Raw genomic sequence first — 20,720 nt, 5'->3', positions numbered from 1 at the left:
CCCCGGGCTCTCCCCACCGGCCGGGGTGCCCCCGGAGATGCTCCCATCTCCGGGGGCGGTCGCCTCCGCCCGGCAGACGACGAGGACCGTGTCGTCCCCGGCGATCGTGCCCATGACCGCCGGCAGCGCCTCCCGGTCCAGCGCGGAGGCGAACAGCTGGGCGGCGCCGGGCGGGGTGCGCAGGACGACGAGGTCGCCGTTGGCCTCTGCCGAGACCAGCAGCTCCTCGCACAGCCGGGTCAGCGGCAGCCGGACGATCTCCGCCGGCGCGAGGTTCACGTCGACGGCATAGACCAGGCCGCCGTCCGCGCCACGCACCTTCGTCGCCCCGATGTCCTCCAGGTCACGGGACAGGGTGGCCTGGGTGACCTGGACGCCCTCGGCGGCGAGCAGGCGGGCGAGCTCCGACTGCGAACGCACCGGCCGCTTCGCGATCAGCGCCGCCAACCGCGCCTGCCGGGCATGCTTGGTCAGCGGGGCCGCCCGCCGCACCCCCGCGCCCGCTGTCGTCATCGGGTCGCGCCCGCCTCGGCGGCCGAGCCCGACCCCGTCAACGGCGGCGCGAGCAGCAGCGAGAGCAGGGCCTTCTGCGCGTGCAGCCGATTCTCGGCCTGGTCGAACACGACCGACTGCGGCCCGTCGATCACCGACGCGGCGATCTCCAGCTCCCGGTGCGCCGGCAGGCAGTGCATGACCAGCACGTCCGGCTGGGCGGCCTCCACTGCCTTCTCGTCGAGCCGGTAGGGCTGGAACACCAGCGAGCGGCTGTCCGACTCGCCCTCCTGGCCCATCGACGCCCACACGTCGGTGTAGAGCACGTCGGCACCCGCGGCCGCCTCCAGCGCGTCGTGCATGACGAGCGCCTCGCCGCCGGTGGCCGCGCCGATCTCGTTGGCGTGCCGGACGACCTGCTCGAACGGCTCGTAGCCGGGCGGGGAGGCCACGTGCACCCGCATCCCCGCGAGCGCCCCGGCGAGCAGCAGCGAATGCGCCACGTTGTTGCCGTCGCCGAGGTAGGTCAGGGTCAGCCCGGCGAGCCGGCCGCGGCGCTCCCGGATCGTCTGCAGGTCGGCCAGCGCCTGGCAGGGATGGGCGTGGTCGGACAGCGCGTTGACGACCGGCACGCTCGCCGCGGCCGCCAGCCGCTCCAGCCGGTCCTGGGCGAAGGTGCGCACGACGATCGCGTCGACGTACCGGCTGAGCACCGCGGCGGTGTCCTCGATCGTCTCGCCGCGGCCGAGCTGGGTGCTCGCCGCGTCGATGACGACCGGATGGCCGCCGAGCTCGGCGACGCCGACGTCGAACGACAGCCGGGTGCGGGTGGAGGGCTTCTCGAACAGCAGGGCCACCGACCGCCCCGCAAGGGGGCGGTCCGCCGGCCCGGGGGCACGGCGGCGGGCCTTGAGCTGGTCGGCGGTGTCGAGAACGGCGGCCTGTTCCGCGGAGGTCAGGTCGGTGTCGAGAAGGAAGTGTCGGGCCGTCATGCGCTGACCTTAGAGGCTTGTTCCGGGAGGCTTCCGCCACCGCGGGCGGCACCGACGATCGCGGGCAGCGCCGCGACGAAGGCGTCGGCCTCGGCGTCGGTGAGGATCAGCGGCGGGGCGAGCCGGACGGCGTCCGGGGCGACCGCGTTGACCAGATAGCCGGCCGCACGGGCCGCCGTCTCCACCGCCGGGGCGAACGGGCCGTCGAGCTCGATCGCCCGCCACAGGCCCACGCCGCGCACCCCGGCGATCCCCGGGATCCCCGCCGCGGCGATCTGCGCGGCGAGCCGGTCGCCCAGCCGGGTCGCGTGGTCGAGCAGCCCCTCGGCGGCGATCGTGTCGAGCACGGCCAGCGCCGCCGCGCAGACGATGGGGCCGCCACCGAAGGTGCTGCCGTGATCGCCCGGGCGCAGCAGGTCCGCCGCGGCGCCGATGCCGATGCAGGCGCCGATTGGCAGGCCGCCGCCGAGGCCCTTGGCCAGGGTGACGACGTCGGGTTGGACGCCGACGGCCTGGTGGGCGAACCAGGAGCCGGTCCGCCCGATGCCGCTCTGCACCTCGTCGAACACCAGCAGCGCCCCGGCGGCGTCGCAGGCGGCCCGGGCCTCGGCGAGGTAGCCCGCGGGCGGCGGCACCACGCCGGCCTCCCCGAGGGTCGGCTCCAGGAACACCGCCGCGGTCTGCTCGCCGACCGCGGACCGCAGCGCGGCGGCGTCGCCGTAGGGCACGAACCGCACGCCGGGCAGCAGCGGCTCGAACGGCGCGCGCTTCGCCGGCTGCCCGGTGATGGACAGCGCGCCGAGGGTCCGCCCGTGGAACGAGCCCTCGGCGGCGACGATCTCCGGCCGGCCGGTACGCCGGGCGATCTTGATGGCGGCCTCGTTGGCCTCGGCTCCGGAGTTGGCGAAGAAGATCTTCGCACCGCCGTCGGGCAGTCCGGGGGTCGGGGCGCCCGCGGCGAGCAGCTCGACGAGCCGTTCGGCCAGGCGCACCTGCGGCTCGTTGGCGTACAGGTTCGACACGTGGCCGAGGGTGTCGAGCTGGTCGACGACGGCGGCCCGGATCGCCGGGTGGCCGTGGCCGAGCACGCTGACGGCGATCCCACCGAGCAGGTCGAGGTACTCGCGCCCGGCGTCGTCCCACACCCGGGTGCCCTTACCGCGGACCAGGGAGATCGTCGGACGGCCGTAGGTCGCCATCACGACGGCGTCGCGCCGGGCGAGCAGATCAGCGTTCATGGCCTTCCTCCGGACTGGTGGGCGGTCTGGTCGGCGGCCGGTGCGGGCACGGACGCGGGCGTCGGGGTGGGAACGGCTGCGGGTCCGGCGAGGTCGCGGTCCGAGGTGATCAGGGTGCCGATGCCGTCGTCGGTGAAGATCTCCAGCAGCACGGCGTGCGGCACCCGGCCGTCGAGCACGTGCGCCTGCGGCACGCCGCCGCGCACCGCCCGCCGGCACGCCTCCATCTTCGGAATCATGCCGGCCGCCAGCGTGGGCAGGAGCTGTTCGAGCTCTGTGATGCTCAGCTCGCTGAGCACCTCGTCGCTGGCCGGCCAGTCCGCGTACAGCCCCTCGACGTCGGTCAGGACGACGAGCTTGGTGGCGCCGAGAGCGACGGCGAGCTCGGCGGCGGCCGTGTCGGCGTTGACGTTGTAGACGCCGCCGTCGATCCCGCGGGCGACCGACGCGACGACGGGCACCTTCCCGGAGTCGAGCAGGGCGTTGACCGTCTCGGCGCGGACCTCGACGATGTCGCCGACGAGGCCGACGTCGACCTCCTCCCCGTCGACGATCGCGGGGCGCCGGCGCGCGGTGAACAGGTTGGCGTCCTCACCGGACAGGCCCACGGCGAACGGGCCGTGATCGTTGACCAGGCCGACGACGTCCCGGTTGACCTGGCCGAGCAGCACCATCCGCACGACGTCCATGGTCTCCGGGGTGGTGACGCGCAGGCCGCCGACGAAGGTCGACTCGACCCCGAGACGCGTCAGGTGCGCGGTGATCTGCGGACCGCCGCCGTGGACGACCACCACCCGCAGCCCCGAGTAGCGCAGGAAGACGATGTCGGCCGCGAACGCGGCGCGCAGCGCGGGCTCGGTCATCGCGTTGCCGCCGTACTTGATGACGATCGTCGCGCCCTGGAAACGGGACAGCCACGGCAGCGCCTCGATGAGGACCTGGGTCTTGGCCAGCGCCGCGTGCCCGCGCGCGGTCGCCGCCGGGCCCCGGCCGCCGGCGGTGGGAGCGGTGTCGGTCATGTCGAGTACGCCGAGTTCTCGTAGACGTAGCCGTCGGTCAGGTCGTTCGTCCAGACCGTGAGCTCCTCGGAGCCGGCGTGCAGGTCGACGAGGATGTCGATCTGCCGGCCCGAGAGGTCCACGAGATCGCGGTCCTCCCCCGGCGCACCGGCCCGGCAGACCTGGACGCCGTTCATCGCCACGTCCAGCTCGTCGGGTTCGAAGGCGGCCCGGGTGGTGCCGATCGCGGCGAGGACGCGTCCCCAGTTCGGGTCCTTGCCGTAGAGGGCGCACTTGAGCAGGTTGTTGCGGGCGACGGACCGGCCGACCTCCAGCGCGTCGGCCTCGCTCGCGGCCCCGGAGACGGTGATCGCGATGGTCTTCGTGGACCCCTCGGCGTCGCCGAGCATCTGCTGGGCCAGGTCGGTGCACACCTCGGCGACGAGCCCGGTGAGCTCGGCCTCGGGCAGCGTCACCCCGGAGGCGCCCGAGGCGAGCAGCAGCACGGTGTCGTTGGTGGACAGGCAGCCGTCGGAGTCGACCCGCTCGAAGCTGACTCGGGACGCCTCCCGCACCGCCCGGTCGAGGGTGGCGGCGTCGGCGACGGCGTCGGTGGTGACCACGACGAGCATGGTCGCCAGCGACGGGGCGAGCATCGCCGCGCCCTTGCCCATCGCGCCGACGGTCACGCCCGGGGTCGCCGTCGAGGTCCGCACGGCGGTCTTCGCGACGGTGTCGGTGGTGCGGATCGCCTCGGCCGCGTCGTCGCCGCCGGTGTCGGCGAGGTCCGCGACGGCCTTGGTGACCCCGGCGAGCAGATTGTCCATGGGCAGCCGGACGCCGATCAGCCCGGTGGAGCAGACCGCGACGTCCCCGGCGCCGATGCCGAGCCCGGCCGCGACGTGCTCGGCCGTGGCGTGGGTGTCGGCGAAGCCGGCCGGGCCGGTGCAGGCGTTGGCGCCGCCGGAGTTGAGGACGACGGCACGCAGCCGGCCGTCGGCGAGGGTCTGGCGGGTCCACAGCACGGGCGCGGCCTGCACCCGGTTGCGGGTGAACACACCGGCGGCGGCGTCGGACGGCCCGTCGTTGACGACGAGCGCCACGTCCGGACGCCCGGACGGCTTCAACCCGGCCGCGACTCCGGCGGCCCGGAAGCCCTTGGGGGCGGTCACGCTCACCTCGGCCACTCCTGTCTGCTGTCCACGTCTGTGCTGTCCACGTCTGTGCTGTCCACGTCGCTCGATCGACGGCGGCCGGTCGCCCTTACTGCGTATCCCGAGGCTTTGGTGTCCGTTTCGTCCCTCTGGATAAGCAGGGAAGGACCGGTCACGGGGCGATGCCCTGCGCGGTCAGGCCCGCGGTCTCGGGCAGGCCGAGCATGAGGTTGGCGCACTGCAGGGCCTGGCCGGCCGCGCCCTTGCCGAGGTTGTCGATGGCGGACACGACGATCGCCCGCCCGGACTCGGCGTCGTAGGTGCCCTGCACGTGCACGGCGTTGCCGCCGAGGGTCGCCGCGGCCCGCGGCCAGCGCCCGGGCGGCAGCACCCGGACGAACGGCTCGCCCGCGTACGCCGAGCGCAGCGCCTCGTACACGGCGTCCGCGTCGGTGCCGGCGGTGGCCCGCCCCGAGCAGGTCGCGAGGATGCCGCGGGGCAGCGGGGCGAGCACGGGGGTGAACGACAGGCTCACCGCGGTGCCGGCCACGCCGGACAGGGCCTGCACGATCTCCGGACGGTGCTGGTGGGTGCCGACCTTGTAGGCGGTGAGGTCGCCCATCACCTCGCTGCCGAGCAGGTTCACCTTGGCCGAGCGGCCCGCGCCGGAGGTGCCGCTGGCGGCGACGACGCTGAGGTCCTGCGGTTCGACGAGGCCGGCGGCCAGCAGCGGCGCGAGGGCGAGCGAGGAGGCGGTCGGGTAGCAGCCCGGCGCCGCGACGCGGCGGCTCGCGGCGATCCGCGCCCGCGCCCCGGGCAGCTCGGGCATGCCGTAGGTCCAGGTGCCGGCGTGCTCGCCGCCGTAGGCGCGCCGCCACGCCTCCGGGTCGGCCAGGCGGTGGTCGGCGCCGAGATCGACGACGCGGACGGTGCTCGGCAGGGTGGCCGCCACCGCCGCCGACTGCCCGTGCGGCAGGGCGAGGAAGACGACGTCCGCCTCGGCCGCGGCGAGCGTCTCGGCGTCGGTGAAGACGCGGCCGGACAGGTCGGGCAGGTTCGGGTGCACGTCCGTCACGGGCAGGCCGGCCGACGTGTTCGCCGCCAGCGCGCCGATCTCGATCTCCGGGTGGGCGAGCAGCAGGCGGAGAAGCTCCCCGCCGCCGTACCCGCTCGCCCCTGCCACTGCTGCGGTCACTCCCATGCGCAAAGTTATACACACGAGCTTATGAACATGCAACGGAATTCGGTGACTGCAGCCGTCGTGGTGAACGATGCGCCTGCGTCGACGTCGGCGTACCCGAACGCCTCGCTCCTCGATCCACCCGCACGGCACGGCGACCGCCTGACCTGGCAGTTGACCGTGCGTTGACGCCGAAGGTACCGCGCCCGCAGATCCTGAGCCGCACAGATCACGCACTGTCCATCGAACGATGCACTGTGGTGAGGAGTGGCAGATGGCAATCGCGATCGGCTATGTCACGCTGGTGATCGTCCTGGCGATCGGCGCGTCGGCCGCGCGGCGGGCGGCCCTGCGTGGCGCGCCCATACCCGACCGGGTCGACGCCGAAAGAGGCAGCGCAGGAGGAGGCAGCGCAGGAGGAGGTGGCGTAGGAGGAGGTGGCGCCGGGAAGGGCCGGTCCGGGCCGCGCAGGTCGGTCCTCGACCGGTTCGGGCTCGACGCCGACGGGCTGGGACCACGGCCGGCGCAGGCCGAGGAGCTGGCCCTGCTCGACGGCGGGCCGGCACTGGCGGCGCTGGTCGGGGTGGTGGCGCTGTACGAGTCCGGGGCCGTGGTGCCGGGCGCCATGCCGGGCACCGTGATCTCCCATCGCCCCGCCCCCTCGGACGATCACGACCTGCGCTGCGCGATCCACCAGGAGATCGACGCGCACGGCGGGCCGCGGGTCGCCGAGCTCGGGCAGTGGCTCTCCGGCAACCAGGCGCTCGTCGCGACCCGCGCCCGGCTGCGCGAGGAGGGCCTCCTGCCCACCGCCCGGCAGGAGCGGCTGCTGCGATGGTGCCGGTCCGGGGCGCTGGCCCTGTTTGCCGGCGGAATCATCCTGCTGGCGGGGGGCGTCGTCGCGCTGGGCGGGAGCGCCATCGTCGTGCTGTCGCTCGGCGTCGTCGGGACCGTCGTCCTCGGCGCCCGCCGGCAGCCGCGGGCCACCGCGGCCGGGTCGACGGTACTGACCGAGGCCCGGCGGCGGCTGCCGGGCCTGGCCGACGGCGGCCTGTCCGGGCAGCGTGCGCTCGCGGTCGCGCTGTTCGGGCCGGTGGCGCTCGGCCGCGCCGACCGGACCCTGGCCTCCGGCCTCGGCCTGCTCGAGCCCGCCATCCGATCGAGAGCCGGGCGCTCCGCCTCGAGCGGCGGCTGCTCCTCGGCCGGGGACTTCGCCAGCGGCGCCGGCTCGGGCGGGTCCGCCGGCGACGGTGGACATGGCGGGCACGGCGGGCATGGGTGCGGCGGCGGGCACGGCGGGGGCTGCGGTGGCGGTGGCGGTGGCTGTGGCGGCGGGGGTTGCGGGGGCGGTGGCTGATGGCCCGGGTCCGACCGTCCCGCCCGCCTTCGCCCCCGCCGTCCTCGCCCCCGCCGTCCTCGCCCCTGCCACCCTCGCCCCTGCCACCTGGGCTGGGGGTGGGCTGGCGCCCGCCGCTCGCCGCCGCGCTCGCCGAACGCGGCGACCTGGCGTTCGTCGAGCTGATCGCGGAGAGCGTCGATCCGGATCGGCCGCTGCCGGTCGCCCTGACCGAGCTGGGTGTGCCGATGGTGCCGCACGGTATCCGGCTGTCGCTGGGCGGCACCGAGCCCCTGGACCCCGCCCGCGTCGACCGGTTCGTCCGCGTCGCGGGGCATCTGGACGCGCCGCTGGTCAGCGAGCACGCCGCGTTCGTCCGGGCCGGCGGGGCCGAGGCCGGTCACCTGCTGCCGGTGCCGCGTACCCGCGCGGCGCTGCGGGTGCTGACCCGTAACATCCGGTCGCTGACCGCGGAGCTGTCCGTCCCGCTCGCGGTGGAGAACCCGGCGGCGCTGCTGCGCTGGCCCGACGACGAGCTGGACTGCGCGGCGTTCCTCACCGAGCTCGCCGAGCGGACAGGCACGATGCTGCTGCTCGACATCGCCAACCTGTACGGCGACGTGGTCAACCATGGCACCGATCCCGACCGGTTCCTGGCCGCCATCCCCTGGGAACGGGTCGCCTACCTGCACGTCGCCGGAGGCGTCACCACGCACGGCCTCTACCACGATTCGCACGCCCACCCGGTGCGCCCCGAGGTCCTCGACCTGCTGCGCGCCGCCGCCGGCCACTGGCCGGGCCCGCTGCCCTGCCTGCTGGAACGGGACGCCCACCTGCCGCCGGTGGACGAGTTCCACGCCGAGCTCGACGCGGTCACGCGCGCCGCGGGCCTGACCCGTCCGCAGCCGGGCGACCGCAGACGATCCCCCACCCCCGCGACGATGGTCGGGACGCGCTCCGGGACGGGGGTCGACGCGGGCCGGGGGCCGGCCGACGCACCGGCCGACACGCAGGCCGACACGCAGGCCGACGGGGAGCTGCTCGCCGGGCAGATCGCGCTGGTCCGGGCGCTCACTGCGGGAGAGGACCCACCGCCCGGTTTCGCCACGGACCGGATCGAAGCGACCCGCGCGACACTGATCGACAAGCGACGGTCGGCGGTCGCCGAACACTGGCCGGCGCTGGCGGAGACACCCGGCTTCCGCGACGGGTTCGCGGCCGTTGCCGCGCGGCTCCCACCGACGACGACCTGGGCGGACGCCCACGCGTACGCCCGGGACCACTACGGCGCGCTCGATGTCGACGCCCGCGCAGAGCTGCTCCTGGCGGCCACGGCCGGCCGGCGGTTCGCCCTGGCGTACAGCCGACCCGGCGGCCTTGCGTCGCAGCGCGGTGGGCTGCTCGTCGCGATCCGGCTGCCCCTGGTGGGGCTGCTGATCCTCGGCCGACGCCGGCGCGGCTAGACCGCGGCGCACCGTCCGTCCGTTCGCGGGCAGGTACCGGAGAAGTACTGGGGGTTGATGACGGTCGCGCTGACGCAGGACCGTCACCAACCTCCAGCAGTAGCCGACCGTGGGTGACCGGGAAGGCGGCTTGCCTAGGCGCGCAGGGCGGCGCCGGTGCGCTGCGCGGCGAGCTCGACGGCCGCGTCGCGCACCGCGTTCGCCTCGGCGGCGGTCAGCGTCCGGTCCCCCGCCCGCAGCCGCAGGCCGAAGGCGAGTGAACGCTGCCCGGCGCCGACCTGGGCGCCCTCGAACACGTCGAAGAGGGTCAGTGATTCCAGCAGGTCGCCGGCGCCCTCGCGCAGCGCCTCGGTCACCTCGGCGACCGGCACCCGGGTCGGGACGACGAGCGCCACGTCGCGGTCGGCCGGCGGGTAGGTGGAGATCACCGGTGCGACGACCGGCGGCGCCGCCGTCGCGGCCTCGACGAGGACGTCGAGGCTGAGCTCCATCGCGACGGTCCGCGGCGGCAGGCCGACGTCGCCGAGCACCCGCGGGTGCAGTTCCCCGGCGAAGCCGACGAGCCGGCCGCCGACGGTCAGCTCCGCGCAGCGGCCGGGGTGCCACGGCATGGCGTCACCGGCCGTGACGGTCAGCGTGAGCCCTACCGCCTCGGCGACGACGTGCGCAACGTCGACGGCGTCCGCCCAGTCCGCCTCCCGGCCCGGCGTCGACCAGCCGGCCGGCTCGCGGCGACCGGTGAGCAGCGCCGCGACATGCCGGGCCTGCTTGGGCAGGACCGAGTCCAGCGCGGCGATCTCCTCGGCGGACGGCCGGCGGTCCACCGGCGGCGTCGGCACCCGCCCCGGCGCGCCGGGCTGCTCCCGGAAGACCCGGCCGCTTTCGAACAGGGCCAGGTCCTGCTGGCCCCGGCCGATGTTGCGCACCGCCGCGGCGATCAGCCCGGACAGCAGGGTCGTGCGCAGGTAGGCGGCATCCTCGGCGATCGGATTGGCGACCCGGACCGCCAGGCGCCGCTTGTCGTCCGCGACCAGGCTGAGCGCGTCGGCGGCGTCCGCGGGCACGAACGGCAGGGTCAGCACCTCGGCCAGGCCGGCGTACGCCAGCGCCCGGCCCACCGCACGGTGCATCCGCTGCGCCGGGCTCAGGCCGCGGCCGGCGGGCAGCAGCGGCAGGGTCACCGGGATCGTGTCGTACCCCTCCAGCCGCATGATCTCCTCGACGAGATCCGCGGGCCGGGTGAGATCCGGCCGCCACGGCGGGGGCGTGACCAGCAGGGCACCCCCGCCGTCGCCGGCGGCATCCCCCTCGGCGGCATTCCCCTCGGCGGCGTCCCCCTCGGCGGCGTCCCCCTCGGCGACGGCGGTGAGCGTGCAGCCGACGTCGGCGAGGCGGCGGCGGACGACCTCGGCGGAGTAGGGCCGACCGGCCAGCCGCTCGGGCTCGCGCAGGGGCAGGATCACCGGCACCGCGGCCGGCCGATGGTCGAGGTCGGTCACCCCCGGCGCGGGACGGGCGCCGGCGAGCTCGACGAGCAGGTCGACGGCCATCGCCGCCGCGGCCGGGGCGAGCGCCGGGTCGACGCCGCGCTCGAAGCGCCGCGACGCCTCCGAGGAAAGCCGGTGGCGACGGGCGGTGCGGGCGACACTGATCGGGTCGAAGTGGGCGGCCTCCAGCACGATGTCGGTCGTCTGCGCGGAGATCTCGGTGCTCGCGCCGCCCATCACCCCGGCCAGCGCGATCGGGCCGGTGTCGTCCGCGATGACCAGGTCCTCCGGGTCGAGGGTGCGCTCGACCCCGTCGAGGGTGCGCAGTGTCTCCCCGGCCGCGGCCCGGCGCACGACGACGGCACCGGTGAGCTTCGCCCGGTCGAAGGCGTGCAACGGCTGGCCGAGCCCGAGCAGGACGGCGTTGGTGACGTCGACGGGCACGGAGATCGGCCGCATCCCGGACAGCGACAGCCGCCGGGACCAGCCCAGCGGGGTGACGGCGGCCGGGTCGACGCCGGTGACCACCCGGGCGACGTACCGGTCGCAGCCGGCGGTGTCCTCGACGACGACGGGATACGCCGCCCCCGCAGCTTCCCCGGATGCAGCTTCCCCGGATGCGGCCTCCCCGGATGCGGCGGACGGCGGGGCGCCGGGGTCGGTGAAGGGCAGCGCGAAGGCGGTCGCCGCCTCCCGGGCGATCCCCCGCACCGACAGCGCGTAGCCCCGGTCGGGGGTGACGGCGATGTCGAGGATCTCGTCGGCGAGGTCGAGCAGCTCGGTGACGTCGGCCCCGATCGGCGCCGACGGCGGGAGCACGAGGATGCCGTCGTGCTCCTCGCCGAGACCCAGCTCCCGGGCCGAGCAGATCATCCCGTCGCTGACATGGCCGTAGGTCTTACGTGCCGTGATGGCGAACCCGCCGGGCAGCACCGCGCCGGGCAGGGCGACGGCCACCCGGTCGCCGACGGCGAAGTTGTGCGCCCCGCAGATGACCCCCCGCACGCCGAGATCGGAGGCGGCGGTCTGCGGGGCCACTCGAACCTGGCACCAGCGGACGGCCTTCTTCTTCGTCTCCACGATCTCGAAGTCGACGATCTCCCCGACGACGACGCCGGAGACATCGCCCCCGACGCCGCGCAGCCCCTCGACCTCGAAACCGGCGCGGATCAGCGCGTCGGCGACCGCCCGGGTGGGCGGCAGCCCCTCGACGTACTCCCGCAGCCAGGACATCACGATCAGCATCTGCTCAGACCTCGATTCCGAACGGGAGGCTGAACCGGACGTCGCCGTCGACGAAGTCGCGGATCTCCCGGACGTCATGCCTGATCATCGCGGCCCGTTCCAGGCCCATCCCGAAGGCGAAGCCGCTGTAGCGGGTCGGGTCGACCCCGGTGGCCCGCAGCACGTTCGGGTCGACCATGCCGCAGCCGCCGATCTCGATCCAGCCCTCGTCCGAGCAGACCCGGCAGGGCTGGCGGGCCGTCTCCCCGCGGCAGGCGAAGCACTGCACGTCCAGTTCGGCGGATGGCTCGGTGAACGGGAAGAACGACGGGCGCAGCCGCGTCGACAGCCCGGAGCCGAACAGCGCCTGGGCGAAGACCTCCAGCGTGCCGCGCAGGTCGGCCATGGTGATGCCCTTGTCGACGGCGAGGCCCTCGAGCTGGCCGAACACCGGCGAGTGGGTGGCGTCGATGGTGTCGTTGCGGTAGGTCCGCCCCGGGCAGACGACGTACACCGGCAGCGGCCGGTCGAGCAGGGCCCGGATCTGCACCGGGGAGGTGTGGGTGCGCAGCACCCGGCCGGAGGCGGTGGGCTCGACGTAGAGCGTGTCGTGCTCGCTGCGGGCCGGATGGTCCGGCGCCATGTTCAGGGCCTCGAAGTTGAACCAGTCGTGTTCGACCTCGGGCCCCTCGGCGACCTCGTAGCCCATGGCGACGAACACGTCGACGAGCCGGTCGGACAGGGAGGACAGCGGGTGGCGGGCGCCGCGGCGGCGGCGCGCCACGGGCAGGGTGACGTCGACGCGTTCCTCGCTCAGCACGCGGGCGTCGCGTTCGGCGGTCAGCACGGCCAGGCGCGCGTCGTAGGCGGCCTGCACCTCGGCGCGGGCGGCGTTGTGCCGGCGGCCGGCGTCGGCGCGCTCCTCGCGCGGCAGCGCACCGAGCTCACGGCGGGCCAGCACCAACGGGGCGGCGGCACCCTGCACATGGGCGGTGCGGGCGGTGGCCAGCGCGTCGAGGTCGGCGGCGGCGCGGATCGACTCCCGGGCCGCGGCGACGGCCGCGGCGAGCTGGTCGGGGTCGAGGGCGTGGACCCGGGACGGGTCGACAGTCTCTCCAGGGGCGGGCACGGTGCTCATCCTCGTATCGTTTCGCTGGGCAGAGGTCGCCCGGCCGGGATGGGCCCCGGCGGGCGATGGTGGCCAGGGGGCAACCGCGGGGGCGGCGCGAACCGCGCCGCTGTCGCCCGCGGACTGCCCGGGGCGCCCGCCGGTCGATCGTGACGCTCGGCCTCAGCCGAACACCGGACCGCCGGCGGGCACGAAAAATCGGAACTCGGCGCCGCCGCCCGCGGCCCGGCCGACCGAGATCGTGCCCCCGTGCGCCTCGATCAGCGCCTTGGCGATGTAAAGCCCGAGGCCGGTGCCGTTGCCGCGGCTGGCACCGCGCCAGAACTTCGTGAACACGCGCGCAGCGTTCGATTCGGACACGCCTTCGCCCTCGTCGGCCACGCTCACCTCCGTGCCGGTGTTGCTGCCTCGCAGCAGCACCGTCACAGTACCCGCGCCGTGGCGCAGCGCGTTGTCGACGAGGTTGTGCAGCACCTGCTCCATCTTGTCCGGGTCGACCCACATCTCGGGCAGCTCGCCCTCCTCACGGACGAGGAACCGACCGGCCTCCGCCGCCCCGGCCGCGACCTTGCCGTCGACCACCGAGCGCACCCGGGTGGGCAGGTCGACGATCTGCTTGCGGACCTGGATGCGGCCCGAGTCGATGCGGGAGACGTCGAGCACCTCGGCGAGCAGGCGGGTGACCCGGTCGGCGTCGGTGTTGACCGTGTTGAGCATGAGCTTCTTCTGCTCGTCGGTGAACCGGTCCCACTTGGCCAGCAGCGTCGCCGTGAAGCCCTTCACGCTGGTCAGCGGCGAGCGCAGCTCGTGGGCGACGGTGGCGACCAGGTCCGCCCGATTGCGCTCCAGCCGCTCCCGGCTCAGCGTGTCGCGCAGCGACAGCGAGACCCGGGCCAGCCGGCCGGCGACCCGGGTGAAGCGGACGGTGACGTGGAAGTCGCGGTCGTGCACGGGACCGGCATAGGTCAGCCGCCGCTCGGGCTGCCCGATGACCCGCGGCAGCTCCCGGCTGAGCGCCGAGCACTCCCACCAGTCGTTTCCGCGCTCGTCCAGCAGCGGGAGCACCTCGGTGAGGTGCCGGCCGACCGCGGTCGGTGCGGGCACGCCGACAAGCCGGACCACGGCCCGGTTGAACACCTCGATCGTGCCGGCGGCGTCGGTGACGACGACCGCGTCGGGTAGCAGGTCGAACACGGCCGCGGGCAGCGGCCCGTCCAGCGCGGCCGAGGCGGCGCCGTCGCCGCCGTCGGCCCCGGCGGAGTTCGCCGGCGTGCCGTGGTCCTGCGCGGGCTCGTCGTCAGCAGTCATGGCCTCGTCAGCAGTCATGGCCTCGCCTGATGCCGGGGCGGCGGTGGTGGGCAGACCCGCCGAGCCACCCGCCGGGGGGACGGTCGACGCGGCGGGAGCCGGCGGCTGCTGCGCGGTCAGCGCCTGTTCGGGTGTCGATGCGACGGTGTTCACCACCGCCGACCACCTCCTCCGGTGCCGTCAGTACCGGACCTACCCGTTCTCTGCGCCCGCGCCGATGCGTATAGGCACAGGGCGGACGCAACCGCAAGATTCAGGGACTCGGCCTGACCGTACACCGGTACCCGCAAGGCCGCGTCCGCGGCGGCCAGACCGGCGGGGTCGAGGCCGTGCGCCTCGTTGCCAAACAACCAGGCAGTGGGGCCGGCGAGCTCGCCGGCATCGACCGCGGTGTCGATGTCGCGCCGCGCGGCGCCCGAGGTTGCGACGATCCGGCACCCCCGTGCGCGCAGCCCCGCCACCACATCGGTGAACGCCGGTTCGACGATCACCGGGAGGTGGAAGTGGCTGCCGGCCGACGACCGCACGCACTTGCCGCCGAACGGGTCGACCCCGCCGCCGGTGAACACCACGGCGTCCGCCCCGGCCGCGTCGGCGCTGCGGATCACGGTGCCGGCGTTGCCCGGGTCGTTCGCGCCCACGCACACCGCCACCAGGCGGGGGGCGGCCAGGTCGGCGAGCCGGTGGTCGGGCAGGGCGGCGACGGCGACGAGCCCCTGGGGGGTGACCGTCTCGGACAGCGCCGCCGCGGCCTCGTCCGTCACGATCCGGACGGGCACCGCAGCGGCGCGCAGCAGATCACCGTGACGGGCCGCCGCCGAGACGCCCACGAACACCTCGAGCAGGCCGCCCGCAGCCACGGCCGCGCCGACGGCCTGGGCCCCCTCGACGAGAAACCTGCCCTGCTCGCGGCGCTCCGCCGGCCGCCGCAGGCGCCGGGCGGCACCGACCCGGGCCGACCGCAGCCCGGCGACCGGCCCATGGTCGGGCGGCGGGAGCACGCGGGCGGCGGGCACGGGTCGGCGTCGCGACGGGCTCAGGCGGCGGTCGGCTCCGGCGCCGCCGCCAGGGCCGCCCGGGCCACCTCGACCAGCGCCGTGAAGGCCGCGGCGTCGTTGACAGCCAGATCGGCGAGGATCTTGCGGTCCACCTCCACGCCGGACAGCTTCAGACCCTGCACGAAGCGGTTGTAGGTCATACCGTTGGCCCGCGCCGCGGCGTTGATCCGAGTGATCCACAGCTGCCGGAAGTCGCCCTTGCGCGCGCGACGGTCCCGGTAGGAGTAGGTCATCGAGTGGAGCATCTGCTCCTTGGCCTTGCGGTAGAGCCGCGAGCGCTGGCCCCGGTAGCCGCTGGCCTGTTCGAGAACCGTACGGCGCTTCTTCTGGGCGTTGACCGCCCGCTTCACGCGTGCCATGAGGGCACCTGTCTCCTTCGTTCGTGTACATCCGGCCGGCCGGACCGGGATCGATCACCGCGCGAGGCGCGCCGGTGTCACCGGGGCCGGAGTCGTCAGCGGGGCGCGCTCAGCGGGCGAGAAGGCGCTTGATCCGGCCTGCGTCCGCCTTCGTCAGCGGCACCACGCCGTCCAGCCGACGGGTACGGCGGCTGGACTTGTGCTCCAGGAGGTGGCGGCGGTTGGCCTTCTGGCGCACCACCTTGCCGGAGCCGGTGATCCGGAACCGCTTGCTCGCGCCGCTGTGGGACTTCTGTTTGGGCATGTCGACATCCTGACGGTTTACGGGGGGTGGTCGAACAATCGACCCAGCGAGGTCCGGACGGTGGGGGCACCCACCGTGCGGACCCACCGGCGTCGGGTCAGACGTGGCCAGCCGATTCCGGCAGCCGCTGCGGCTTCGAGCCCTTGTGCGGGGCCATCACCATCGTCATGTTCCGGCCGTCCTGCTTGGGCTGGGCCTCCACGTAGCCGAGATCGGCCACGTCGGCGGACAGCCGCTGGAGCAGGCGGATGCCGAGCTCCGGCCGGGACTGCTCCCGACCACGGAACATGATGGTGATCTTTACCTTGTCACCGGCCCGCAGGAACCGCACGACGTGACCCTTCTTGGTCTCGTAGTCGTGCGGATCGATCTTCGGCCGCAGTTTCATTTCCTTGATGACGGTCTGGACCTGGTTCTTCCGAGCTTCCCGACGCTTCTGGTCGGACTCGTACTTGAACTTTCCAAAGTCCATCAGCTTGCAGACCGGAGGACGAGCGGTCGGCGCAACCTCTACGAGGTCGAGATCGGCCTCCTGCGCCATGCGCATGGCCTCACCGATCGCAACGATGCCGATCTGCTCGCCTTCCGCGCCGACGAGACGTACCTCGGGGACGCGGATCCGGTCATTGATACGGGACTCTGTGCTGATGTGTTCCTCCGTTGCTCGACGCGCGGGCGTGACCTCACCGCAGCGGAGCACCGAGCCTGGCCGCACCAGGCTCCCGGCCGACAACCGCGGGAACGGCTCGGCCGACCGGCGACCCGGCTGCCGTGGCCGCGGCCCGAACTCGGGCCGGTCGGCGCTCTGACACCCCGTGGCGGCGGCGTCATTCGGCAACATCGGGTGGAGGGCGAACCCCCGCTTGGTCCTGCCGGACAGGCTCCGTGCCCTCGCCAGGACCGTCGCGAACGACGGCACCATCGGATGGGTGGAACCAACCGGCAATCGGTCTGAGGCCAAGAGTAGCACCAGACCGCCGGACAGGACGATCACGACGGCGTCCGGCCGCCCCGAACGGGCCTGGCGGCCACGTTCCCTGGGCCGGCCGGCAGGGATGATCTAGTGCGCGTGTCGAGTTATGATCCGTTCACGGGTTTCGTCCTCGTGGGGGGCGTGATCCGGTAGGCCGTCGTGCATCACGCGGATGACGGGCGAGGAGTAAGGATTCATCCGGCCCTGTCCACCGCTCGGCAGGTAAGGCCCGTAGCCGGAACCGGAACCGCGCCACCGCCCGGGCCCCAACCCCAGCCCCGACCCCGACCCCGACCCCGACGATCATGGTGTTCCGCGGAACCGCGCCACGCATCCCGACGGATCCCCGGCCCGCGTCGATCCCACCCAGACCGTCACCGCACCACAGTCCTCGCGCCTCCGCCGCCATCGCGGTCCACGTCCCGAGACACCCTGGCCTGGAGACAGCACGCAGTTCATCTCATCCCCATGCCCGCGAAGACACGGGCTCCCAAACCCCGCCCCCAACACCTGCACGGTCGCCGCGAACCCGGCCTACACCTCCCGCGGCAACCACGCCCACCAGCGCCAGGAACGGAACACCACCGAACAGGCCGGCCCGAGGGCGGCGACCCGGCCGTGGCCTGGACTCGGCCGGCCGGCGGGGTGACTCAGCGGTGGAGCCGCAAACCCCAGCGCCGCTCGGAGCGCAGGCCACGGCCCAGGAGCCGACGCACCGCCCGTGCCTGGCCCGCCCCGACCACCAGCACCGCCACCGCACCCGCGGGCTCGGGCCCGCCGCGCCGGCCAGCCGCACCCGCCGGGGCCGCCGGGGCCGCCGGGGCCGTCGGGGCCGTCGGGGCCGTCGGGGCCGTCGGGGCCGTCGGGGCCGATCCGCCGGCTTCGGGGACCGCACACAGAAGCTGGGACAGTCGGCGGGCGATCGACTCCCCCGCCGCCGGCGAGGCCCCCGCCGGCCCGTGGACCGCGACGGCGAGCACGGGTCGCGGGGCCTGCGCGCCGGGCTCCACCAGTTCGGCCGGCCACACCTCGACCCGTTCCGAGATCGCCCGCAGGGCCACCCGCACCCGGGGACGGGCCAGCGGTCCGTCGGGGGTGGCAGGCCGGCGCAGCGCCGTCAGGGCGAAGTCGGCAGACGGATCATCAGCCCGCCCCACCCCTACCGGGGCATCCGCACCACCAGCGACATCGGCACCACCGGCACGATCGGCACCACCGGCACGATCGGCACCACCGGCACGATCGGCATCGCCGGCGGCATTCGGACCGACCGGGACGCCGGCTCCGGCGGGACCGACCTCCAGGCTGGTCGAGTACGGGCCGGCGACGTCGATCACGACCGAGTCGAGGCCGAGCCGGACCGCCTCCGCCCAGGCATCCGGGGCGGTCACCGGGACGGGGCGGGCGGCCCCCCGCCAGGCGGCGAGGGTCGCCACGCTGGAGAAGATCGGCAGAGCGGTGGCGCCGGACGGGGTGCGCAGGGTGGCCAACGCCATCTCGCTGGTCTTGTCGGCGCCGGTGGTGGCGTCGGCCGAGGTGAGCATGGCCTCGATCGCGACGAAGACCCGGGCGTGGCGCAGGGCGTCGGTCAGGGCGGCGGGGTCGACGCGACCGGTCGGGCCGCCGGCGGCGAGCACCCGGACGAGGGTCTCGTCGGCCGCCCCGTCGTCTCCCTGCCCGGCCGGAGTCAGCAGATGGCGTGCCATTCCCCGCAGCCTAAACGCCGCCCCGCCGACCGTCCCCGCAGCCGCCGGTGCCGAACCGGCATGAGGCCACCTCGCACCGCCGGCTGTGTGTCACGCCCCCGGAGGCCAGGCCGGGACGCGGGCGTCCGCGTCCGCGGCGGCGAGAGCGGGGCGGGCGAGGGCCGCCGCCGGCTGGGTACCGGGCAGCGGGGCGGTGGCGACCGCGCCGGCGAGGCGCTGGAACGCGAAGCGGGTCCGCCGACGCAGGCGGAACCAGTTGATCGGGCGACTGTCGGCGAGCGCCGCGTCGAACGGCACCGGCACCGTCATGTACGCCCGGTCCTCGAGGTGGTCCAGGCGCATCCGGGCGCCGCGGCTGAGCCGGGACGGGTAGGTCTCCACCACGGCGACGATGACGGTGGCAGCGAGGTCGCCGCGGCCGGCCGCGGTGAGCGCGGTCAGCGCGTCGTCCGCACCCGCGATCTCCGCCTCGCCAGCGCGGACGGTCAGCACGAGCAGGTCCGCGCGGGCGAGCAGGGTGGCAGGGACCGGCTGGTTCCAGCCCGGCGGCGCGTCCGCAACGACGACCGGGTACCAGTGGCCGAGCAGGTCGAGCGCCCAGGCCAGTTCCTCTGGCAGCAGGCCGGGGCCGGCGAGGTCACGCATCCCGGCCAGTACCTCCAGCCCACCTGACCCGTCGGAGGCCAGGAAGCGGCGGACGTCCTCGAGCGAGGAGACCGGCGGGCGGGCGCCGGCCAGCTCCCGCAGACCGACCCCCGGGGGCATGAGGCCGACCCGGTGCGCGAGCAGCCCGCACTGGTCCGGGGAGGCGTCGACGGCCACGACCCGGTGGCCGTGGTGCGCGGCCATCGCCAGACCGAGCCCGGCGGCGACGGTCGTCCGCCCGCCGCCGCCGCCGAACCCGCCTACCAGCACACGCCGGCCTCCGGCCCGCGGGCGCTGGTAGGCCAGCCCGTCGGCGCCCACCGGCGCCGGGCTCGCCGCCGGTGCGGAAGCGGGATGCGCCACAGTTCCGGCGGGCCGGGGCGCGAGCGCCGCCCCAGCCGTCCGGACCGGTGCCACGGGAACCCGTCGGACCGGCATGTTCGGCGGGGGCGGGGGAAGTGCGGACGCCACGGAGATCGGCTCCGCCCACGAGCCGAGGGCGGCGGACGGATCGGCGGCCGCCCAGGAGCCACCGGTGGCCGGGTCCGCGTCCCGGCCGGGTGCGCCGGCCGGGTCTGCGCCAGGGCCGCCGGTGCCAGCCTGCGCATGGCCGCTGGCAGAGGTCTGCCCCCCGAGCCACTGCGCGCCGCCGGTCCCGGCCGCAGTGCCGGCCCCGGCCACGTCGCCGGCCCGGGTGCCATCGCCGGCCCGCGTGCCAGCGCCGGCCCGGGGGACCAGGCCGATCCAGGTCGGGTCTCCAGCCTGGACGATCTCTTCGGGGGTGAGCCCCACGCCTGGGCGGGTGACGTCGAACCGGCTCGTCTCGCCCGGGTGCGATGGGGCGGGCTCGCCTGCCGCCGGCCGGGGAGCATCGGCCCCGGCCGGTGCCGGCGGCCTCTCCTCCGGCATCGGCCATTGCGCGCCGGGACTCGCCGGGAACGGCAACGGCGGGAGCTCTGGCCCGGCTGGGGCAGCAGCCGGGTGGTGGGTGGCCCGATGGGCGGCGGCCGGGCCGTACTCGGATCCGAAGGGCCCGAGCGGCTGGTCAGGCGGCTGATACGGATAGGCAGCGGCCGGCGGGCGGTCGTGCGGTGACGGCGCGACGTCCGGATACGGCAGGGGCAGCGCCGCACTGGGCGGCTCGGTCGGCACGGGTCCGACCGAGGCCGGATCAACCAGCGTGGAGCGGGGCTCGCCGGGCCACGGAAGACCGGGCGGTTCGGCGGCGGGGCCGTCAGCGTCGCCTGCGGGGTGCTGCCCTGGAAAGGCGGGCCCGGCGCCAGGCGGGGTGAGCGAGCCGGCCGCGGGCACGAGGACCGTCATGCTGCCCCAACTCTCGCCGGGCGGCGGAACGGTGGGAGGCGGCGGCATGGTGGGGGACGGCGGGGTGACGTTCGGCGGCAGGACCGTGGCGCTGGGCGGCGGGGGCACCGGGAGGAACGGGGCGCCGCCGCGGGCGGCCGCCGCGGCGGGCGGCAGGGCGTCCTGCGTGGCCGGCGGGAGGAGCACGCCGCCGGGGGCGGCCGGCGCCCCGGAGCCGCCGGTCCCCACCGTCGGTGGCAATACCGGTGGCCACGGCGCGGCCCTGCCGGTGTACGCGCCGACCTGCGGCTCCACGGGCGGTTCGGGCGGTGCTTCGGGCGGTGCTTCGGGCGGTGCGGGGTGGGCCGCGAC

Annotated in this window: 17 protein-coding genes; 2 read left to right on the top strand and 15 right to left on the bottom strand. The window is 75.2% G+C overall.

What is annotated here, in order from left to right:
• The 6 genes from argR to argC all read right to left on the bottom strand — a co-directional run.
• Positions 1–513, bottom strand: a 513-nt coding sequence (argR, locus tag FRAQA3DRAFT_RS30085; RefSeq protein WP_009742827.1) for an arginine repressor, incomplete at its 3' end; no start/stop codon positions are given.
• Positions 510–1,484, bottom strand: coding sequence for an ornithine carbamoyltransferase (gene argF / locus FRAQA3DRAFT_RS30080; RefSeq protein WP_009742826.1), 975 nt, complete (start codon positions 1,482–1,484; stop codon positions 510–512). The genes argR and argF, both read right to left, overlap by 4 nt.
• On the bottom strand, positions 1,481–2,722 hold the full coding sequence (locus tag FRAQA3DRAFT_RS30075) for an acetylornithine transaminase (RefSeq protein WP_009742825.1): 1,242 nt from the start codon (positions 2,720–2,722) through the stop codon (positions 1,481–1,483). The genes argF and FRAQA3DRAFT_RS30075 overlap by 4 nt, the downstream gene beginning before the upstream one ends.
• Entirely contained in the window at positions 2,719–3,741 is a 1,023-nt protein-coding gene (gene argB / locus FRAQA3DRAFT_RS30070) for an acetylglutamate kinase (RefSeq protein WP_009742824.1), read from the bottom strand. Before argB ends, FRAQA3DRAFT_RS30075 begins: the two co-directional genes overlap by 4 nt.
• On the bottom strand, positions 3,738–4,898 hold the full coding sequence (gene argJ, locus FRAQA3DRAFT_RS30065; protein WP_009742823.1) for a bifunctional glutamate N-acetyltransferase/amino-acid acetyltransferase ArgJ: 1,161 nt from the start codon (positions 4,896–4,898) through the stop codon (positions 3,738–3,740). Before argJ ends, argB begins: the two co-directional genes overlap by 4 nt.
• 148 nt (positions 4,899–5,046) lie before the next feature.
• Positions 5,047–6,075, bottom strand: coding sequence for an N-acetyl-gamma-glutamyl-phosphate reductase (gene argC, locus FRAQA3DRAFT_RS30060; RefSeq protein WP_009742822.1), 1,029 nt, complete (start codon positions 6,073–6,075; stop codon positions 5,047–5,049).
• A gap of 253 nt (positions 6,076–6,328) precedes the next feature.
• On the opposite strand from argC, the gene FRAQA3DRAFT_RS30055 reads away from it, so the two are divergent.
• Both FRAQA3DRAFT_RS30055 and FRAQA3DRAFT_RS36415 read left to right on the top strand, forming a co-directional pair.
• Entirely contained in the window at positions 6,329–7,411 is a 1,083-nt protein-coding gene (locus tag FRAQA3DRAFT_RS30055; protein ID WP_009742821.1) for a TIGR04222 domain-containing membrane protein, read from the top strand.
• A 98-nt stretch (positions 7,412–7,509) separates the two neighbouring features.
• Positions 7,510–8,853, top strand: a complete 1,344-nt coding sequence (locus FRAQA3DRAFT_RS36415) for a DUF692 domain-containing protein (protein WP_232291825.1) — start codon at positions 7,510–7,512, stop codon at positions 8,851–8,853.
• A 134-nt stretch (positions 8,854–8,987) separates the two neighbouring features.
• Here FRAQA3DRAFT_RS36415 and FRAQA3DRAFT_RS30045 read toward each other — a convergent pair whose 3' ends face one another.
• From FRAQA3DRAFT_RS30045 to FRAQA3DRAFT_RS36410, 9 genes are all read right to left on the bottom strand, one after another.
• The gene (locus FRAQA3DRAFT_RS30045; protein ID WP_009742819.1) at positions 8,988–11,585 is read right to left on the bottom strand and encodes a phenylalanine--tRNA ligase subunit beta; all 2,598 of its coding nucleotides are present in this window, start codon (positions 11,583–11,585) and stop codon (positions 8,988–8,990) included.
• Positions 11,586–11,589: 4 nt separating this feature from the next.
• Complete coding sequence (pheS, locus tag FRAQA3DRAFT_RS30040) at positions 11,590–12,693, bottom strand: phenylalanine--tRNA ligase subunit alpha (protein ID WP_009742818.1); 1,104 nt, start codon at positions 12,691–12,693, stop codon at positions 11,590–11,592.
• 162 nt (positions 12,694–12,855) lie between these two features.
• Positions 12,856–14,001, bottom strand: coding sequence for a HAMP domain-containing sensor histidine kinase (locus tag FRAQA3DRAFT_RS30035; protein ID WP_051054683.1), 1,146 nt, complete (start codon positions 13,999–14,001; stop codon positions 12,856–12,858).
• Positions 14,002–14,150: 149 nt separating this feature from the next.
• Positions 14,151–15,017, bottom strand: a complete 867-nt coding sequence (locus FRAQA3DRAFT_RS30030) for an RNA methyltransferase (protein WP_009742816.1) — start codon at positions 15,015–15,017, stop codon at positions 14,151–14,153.
• 20 nt (positions 15,018–15,037) lie between these two features.
• Positions 15,038–15,418 carry a 50S ribosomal protein L20 gene (gene rplT, locus FRAQA3DRAFT_RS30025; RefSeq protein WP_009742815.1) on the bottom strand — a complete coding sequence of 127 codons (381 nt, stop codon included), beginning with the start codon at positions 15,416–15,418 and terminating at the stop codon, positions 15,038–15,040.
• 109 nt (positions 15,419–15,527) lie between these two features.
• Entirely contained in the window at positions 15,528–15,722 is a 195-nt protein-coding gene (gene rpmI, locus FRAQA3DRAFT_RS30020) for a 50S ribosomal protein L35 (protein ID WP_009742814.1), read from the bottom strand.
• Between the two features lie 97 nt (positions 15,723–15,819).
• The gene (gene infC, locus FRAQA3DRAFT_RS39045; protein ID WP_198287232.1) at positions 15,820–16,371 is read right to left on the bottom strand and encodes a translation initiation factor IF-3; all 552 of its coding nucleotides are present in this window, start codon (positions 16,369–16,371) and stop codon (positions 15,820–15,822) included.
• Positions 16,372–17,345: 974 nt separating this feature from the next.
• Positions 17,346–18,401, bottom strand: coding sequence for an SseB family protein (locus tag FRAQA3DRAFT_RS30010; protein ID WP_009742812.1), 1,056 nt, complete (start codon positions 18,399–18,401; stop codon positions 17,346–17,348).
• Between the two features lie 90 nt (positions 18,402–18,491).
• The coding region (locus FRAQA3DRAFT_RS36410; protein WP_009742811.1) for an ATPase involved in chromosome partitioning at positions 18,492–20,720 on the bottom strand (2,229 nt) is incomplete at its 5' end.

The organism is Frankia sp. QA3 (genome assembly GCF_000262465.1).
Classification (GTDB): domain Bacteria; phylum Actinomycetota; class Actinomycetes; order Frankiales; family Frankiaceae; genus Frankia.
Note: the sequence above shows the minus strand (reverse complement) of the source record. Positions and strands in the feature narration are given on the sequence as shown.

Coding starts and splice junctions, on each gene's coding strand:
- FRAQA3DRAFT_RS30075 (WP_009742825.1), bottom strand. CDS start 2,722: ATGAACGCTGATCTGCTCGCCCGGCGCGACGCCGTCGTGATGGCGACC.
- argB (WP_009742824.1), bottom strand. CDS start 3,741: ATGACCGACACCGCTCCCACCGCCGGCGGCCGGGGCCCGGCGGCGACC.
- argF (WP_009742826.1), bottom strand. CDS start 1,484: ATGACGGCCCGACACTTCCTTCTCGACACCGACCTGACCTCCGCGGAA.
- FRAQA3DRAFT_RS30055 (WP_009742821.1), top strand. CDS start 6,329: ATGGCAATCGCGATCGGCTATGTCACGCTGGTGATCGTCCTGGCGATC.
- FRAQA3DRAFT_RS30010 (WP_009742812.1), bottom strand. CDS start 18,401: ATGGCACGCCATCTGCTGACTCCGGCCGGGCAGGGAGACGACGGGGCG.
- rplT (WP_009742815.1), bottom strand. CDS start 15,418: ATGGCACGCGTGAAGCGGGCGGTCAACGCCCAGAAGAAGCGCCGTACG.
- FRAQA3DRAFT_RS30035 (WP_051054683.1), bottom strand. CDS start 14,001: ATGACTGCTGACGACGAGCCCGCGCAGGACCACGGCACGCCGGCGAAC.
- FRAQA3DRAFT_RS30045 (WP_009742819.1), bottom strand. CDS start 11,585: ATGCTGATCGTGATGTCCTGGCTGCGGGAGTACGTCGAGGGGCTGCCG.
- rpmI (WP_009742814.1), bottom strand. CDS start 15,722: ATGCCCAAACAGAAGTCCCACAGCGGCGCGAGCAAGCGGTTCCGGATC.
- argC (WP_009742822.1), bottom strand. CDS start 6,075: ATGGGAGTGACCGCAGCAGTGGCAGGGGCGAGCGGGTACGGCGGCGGG.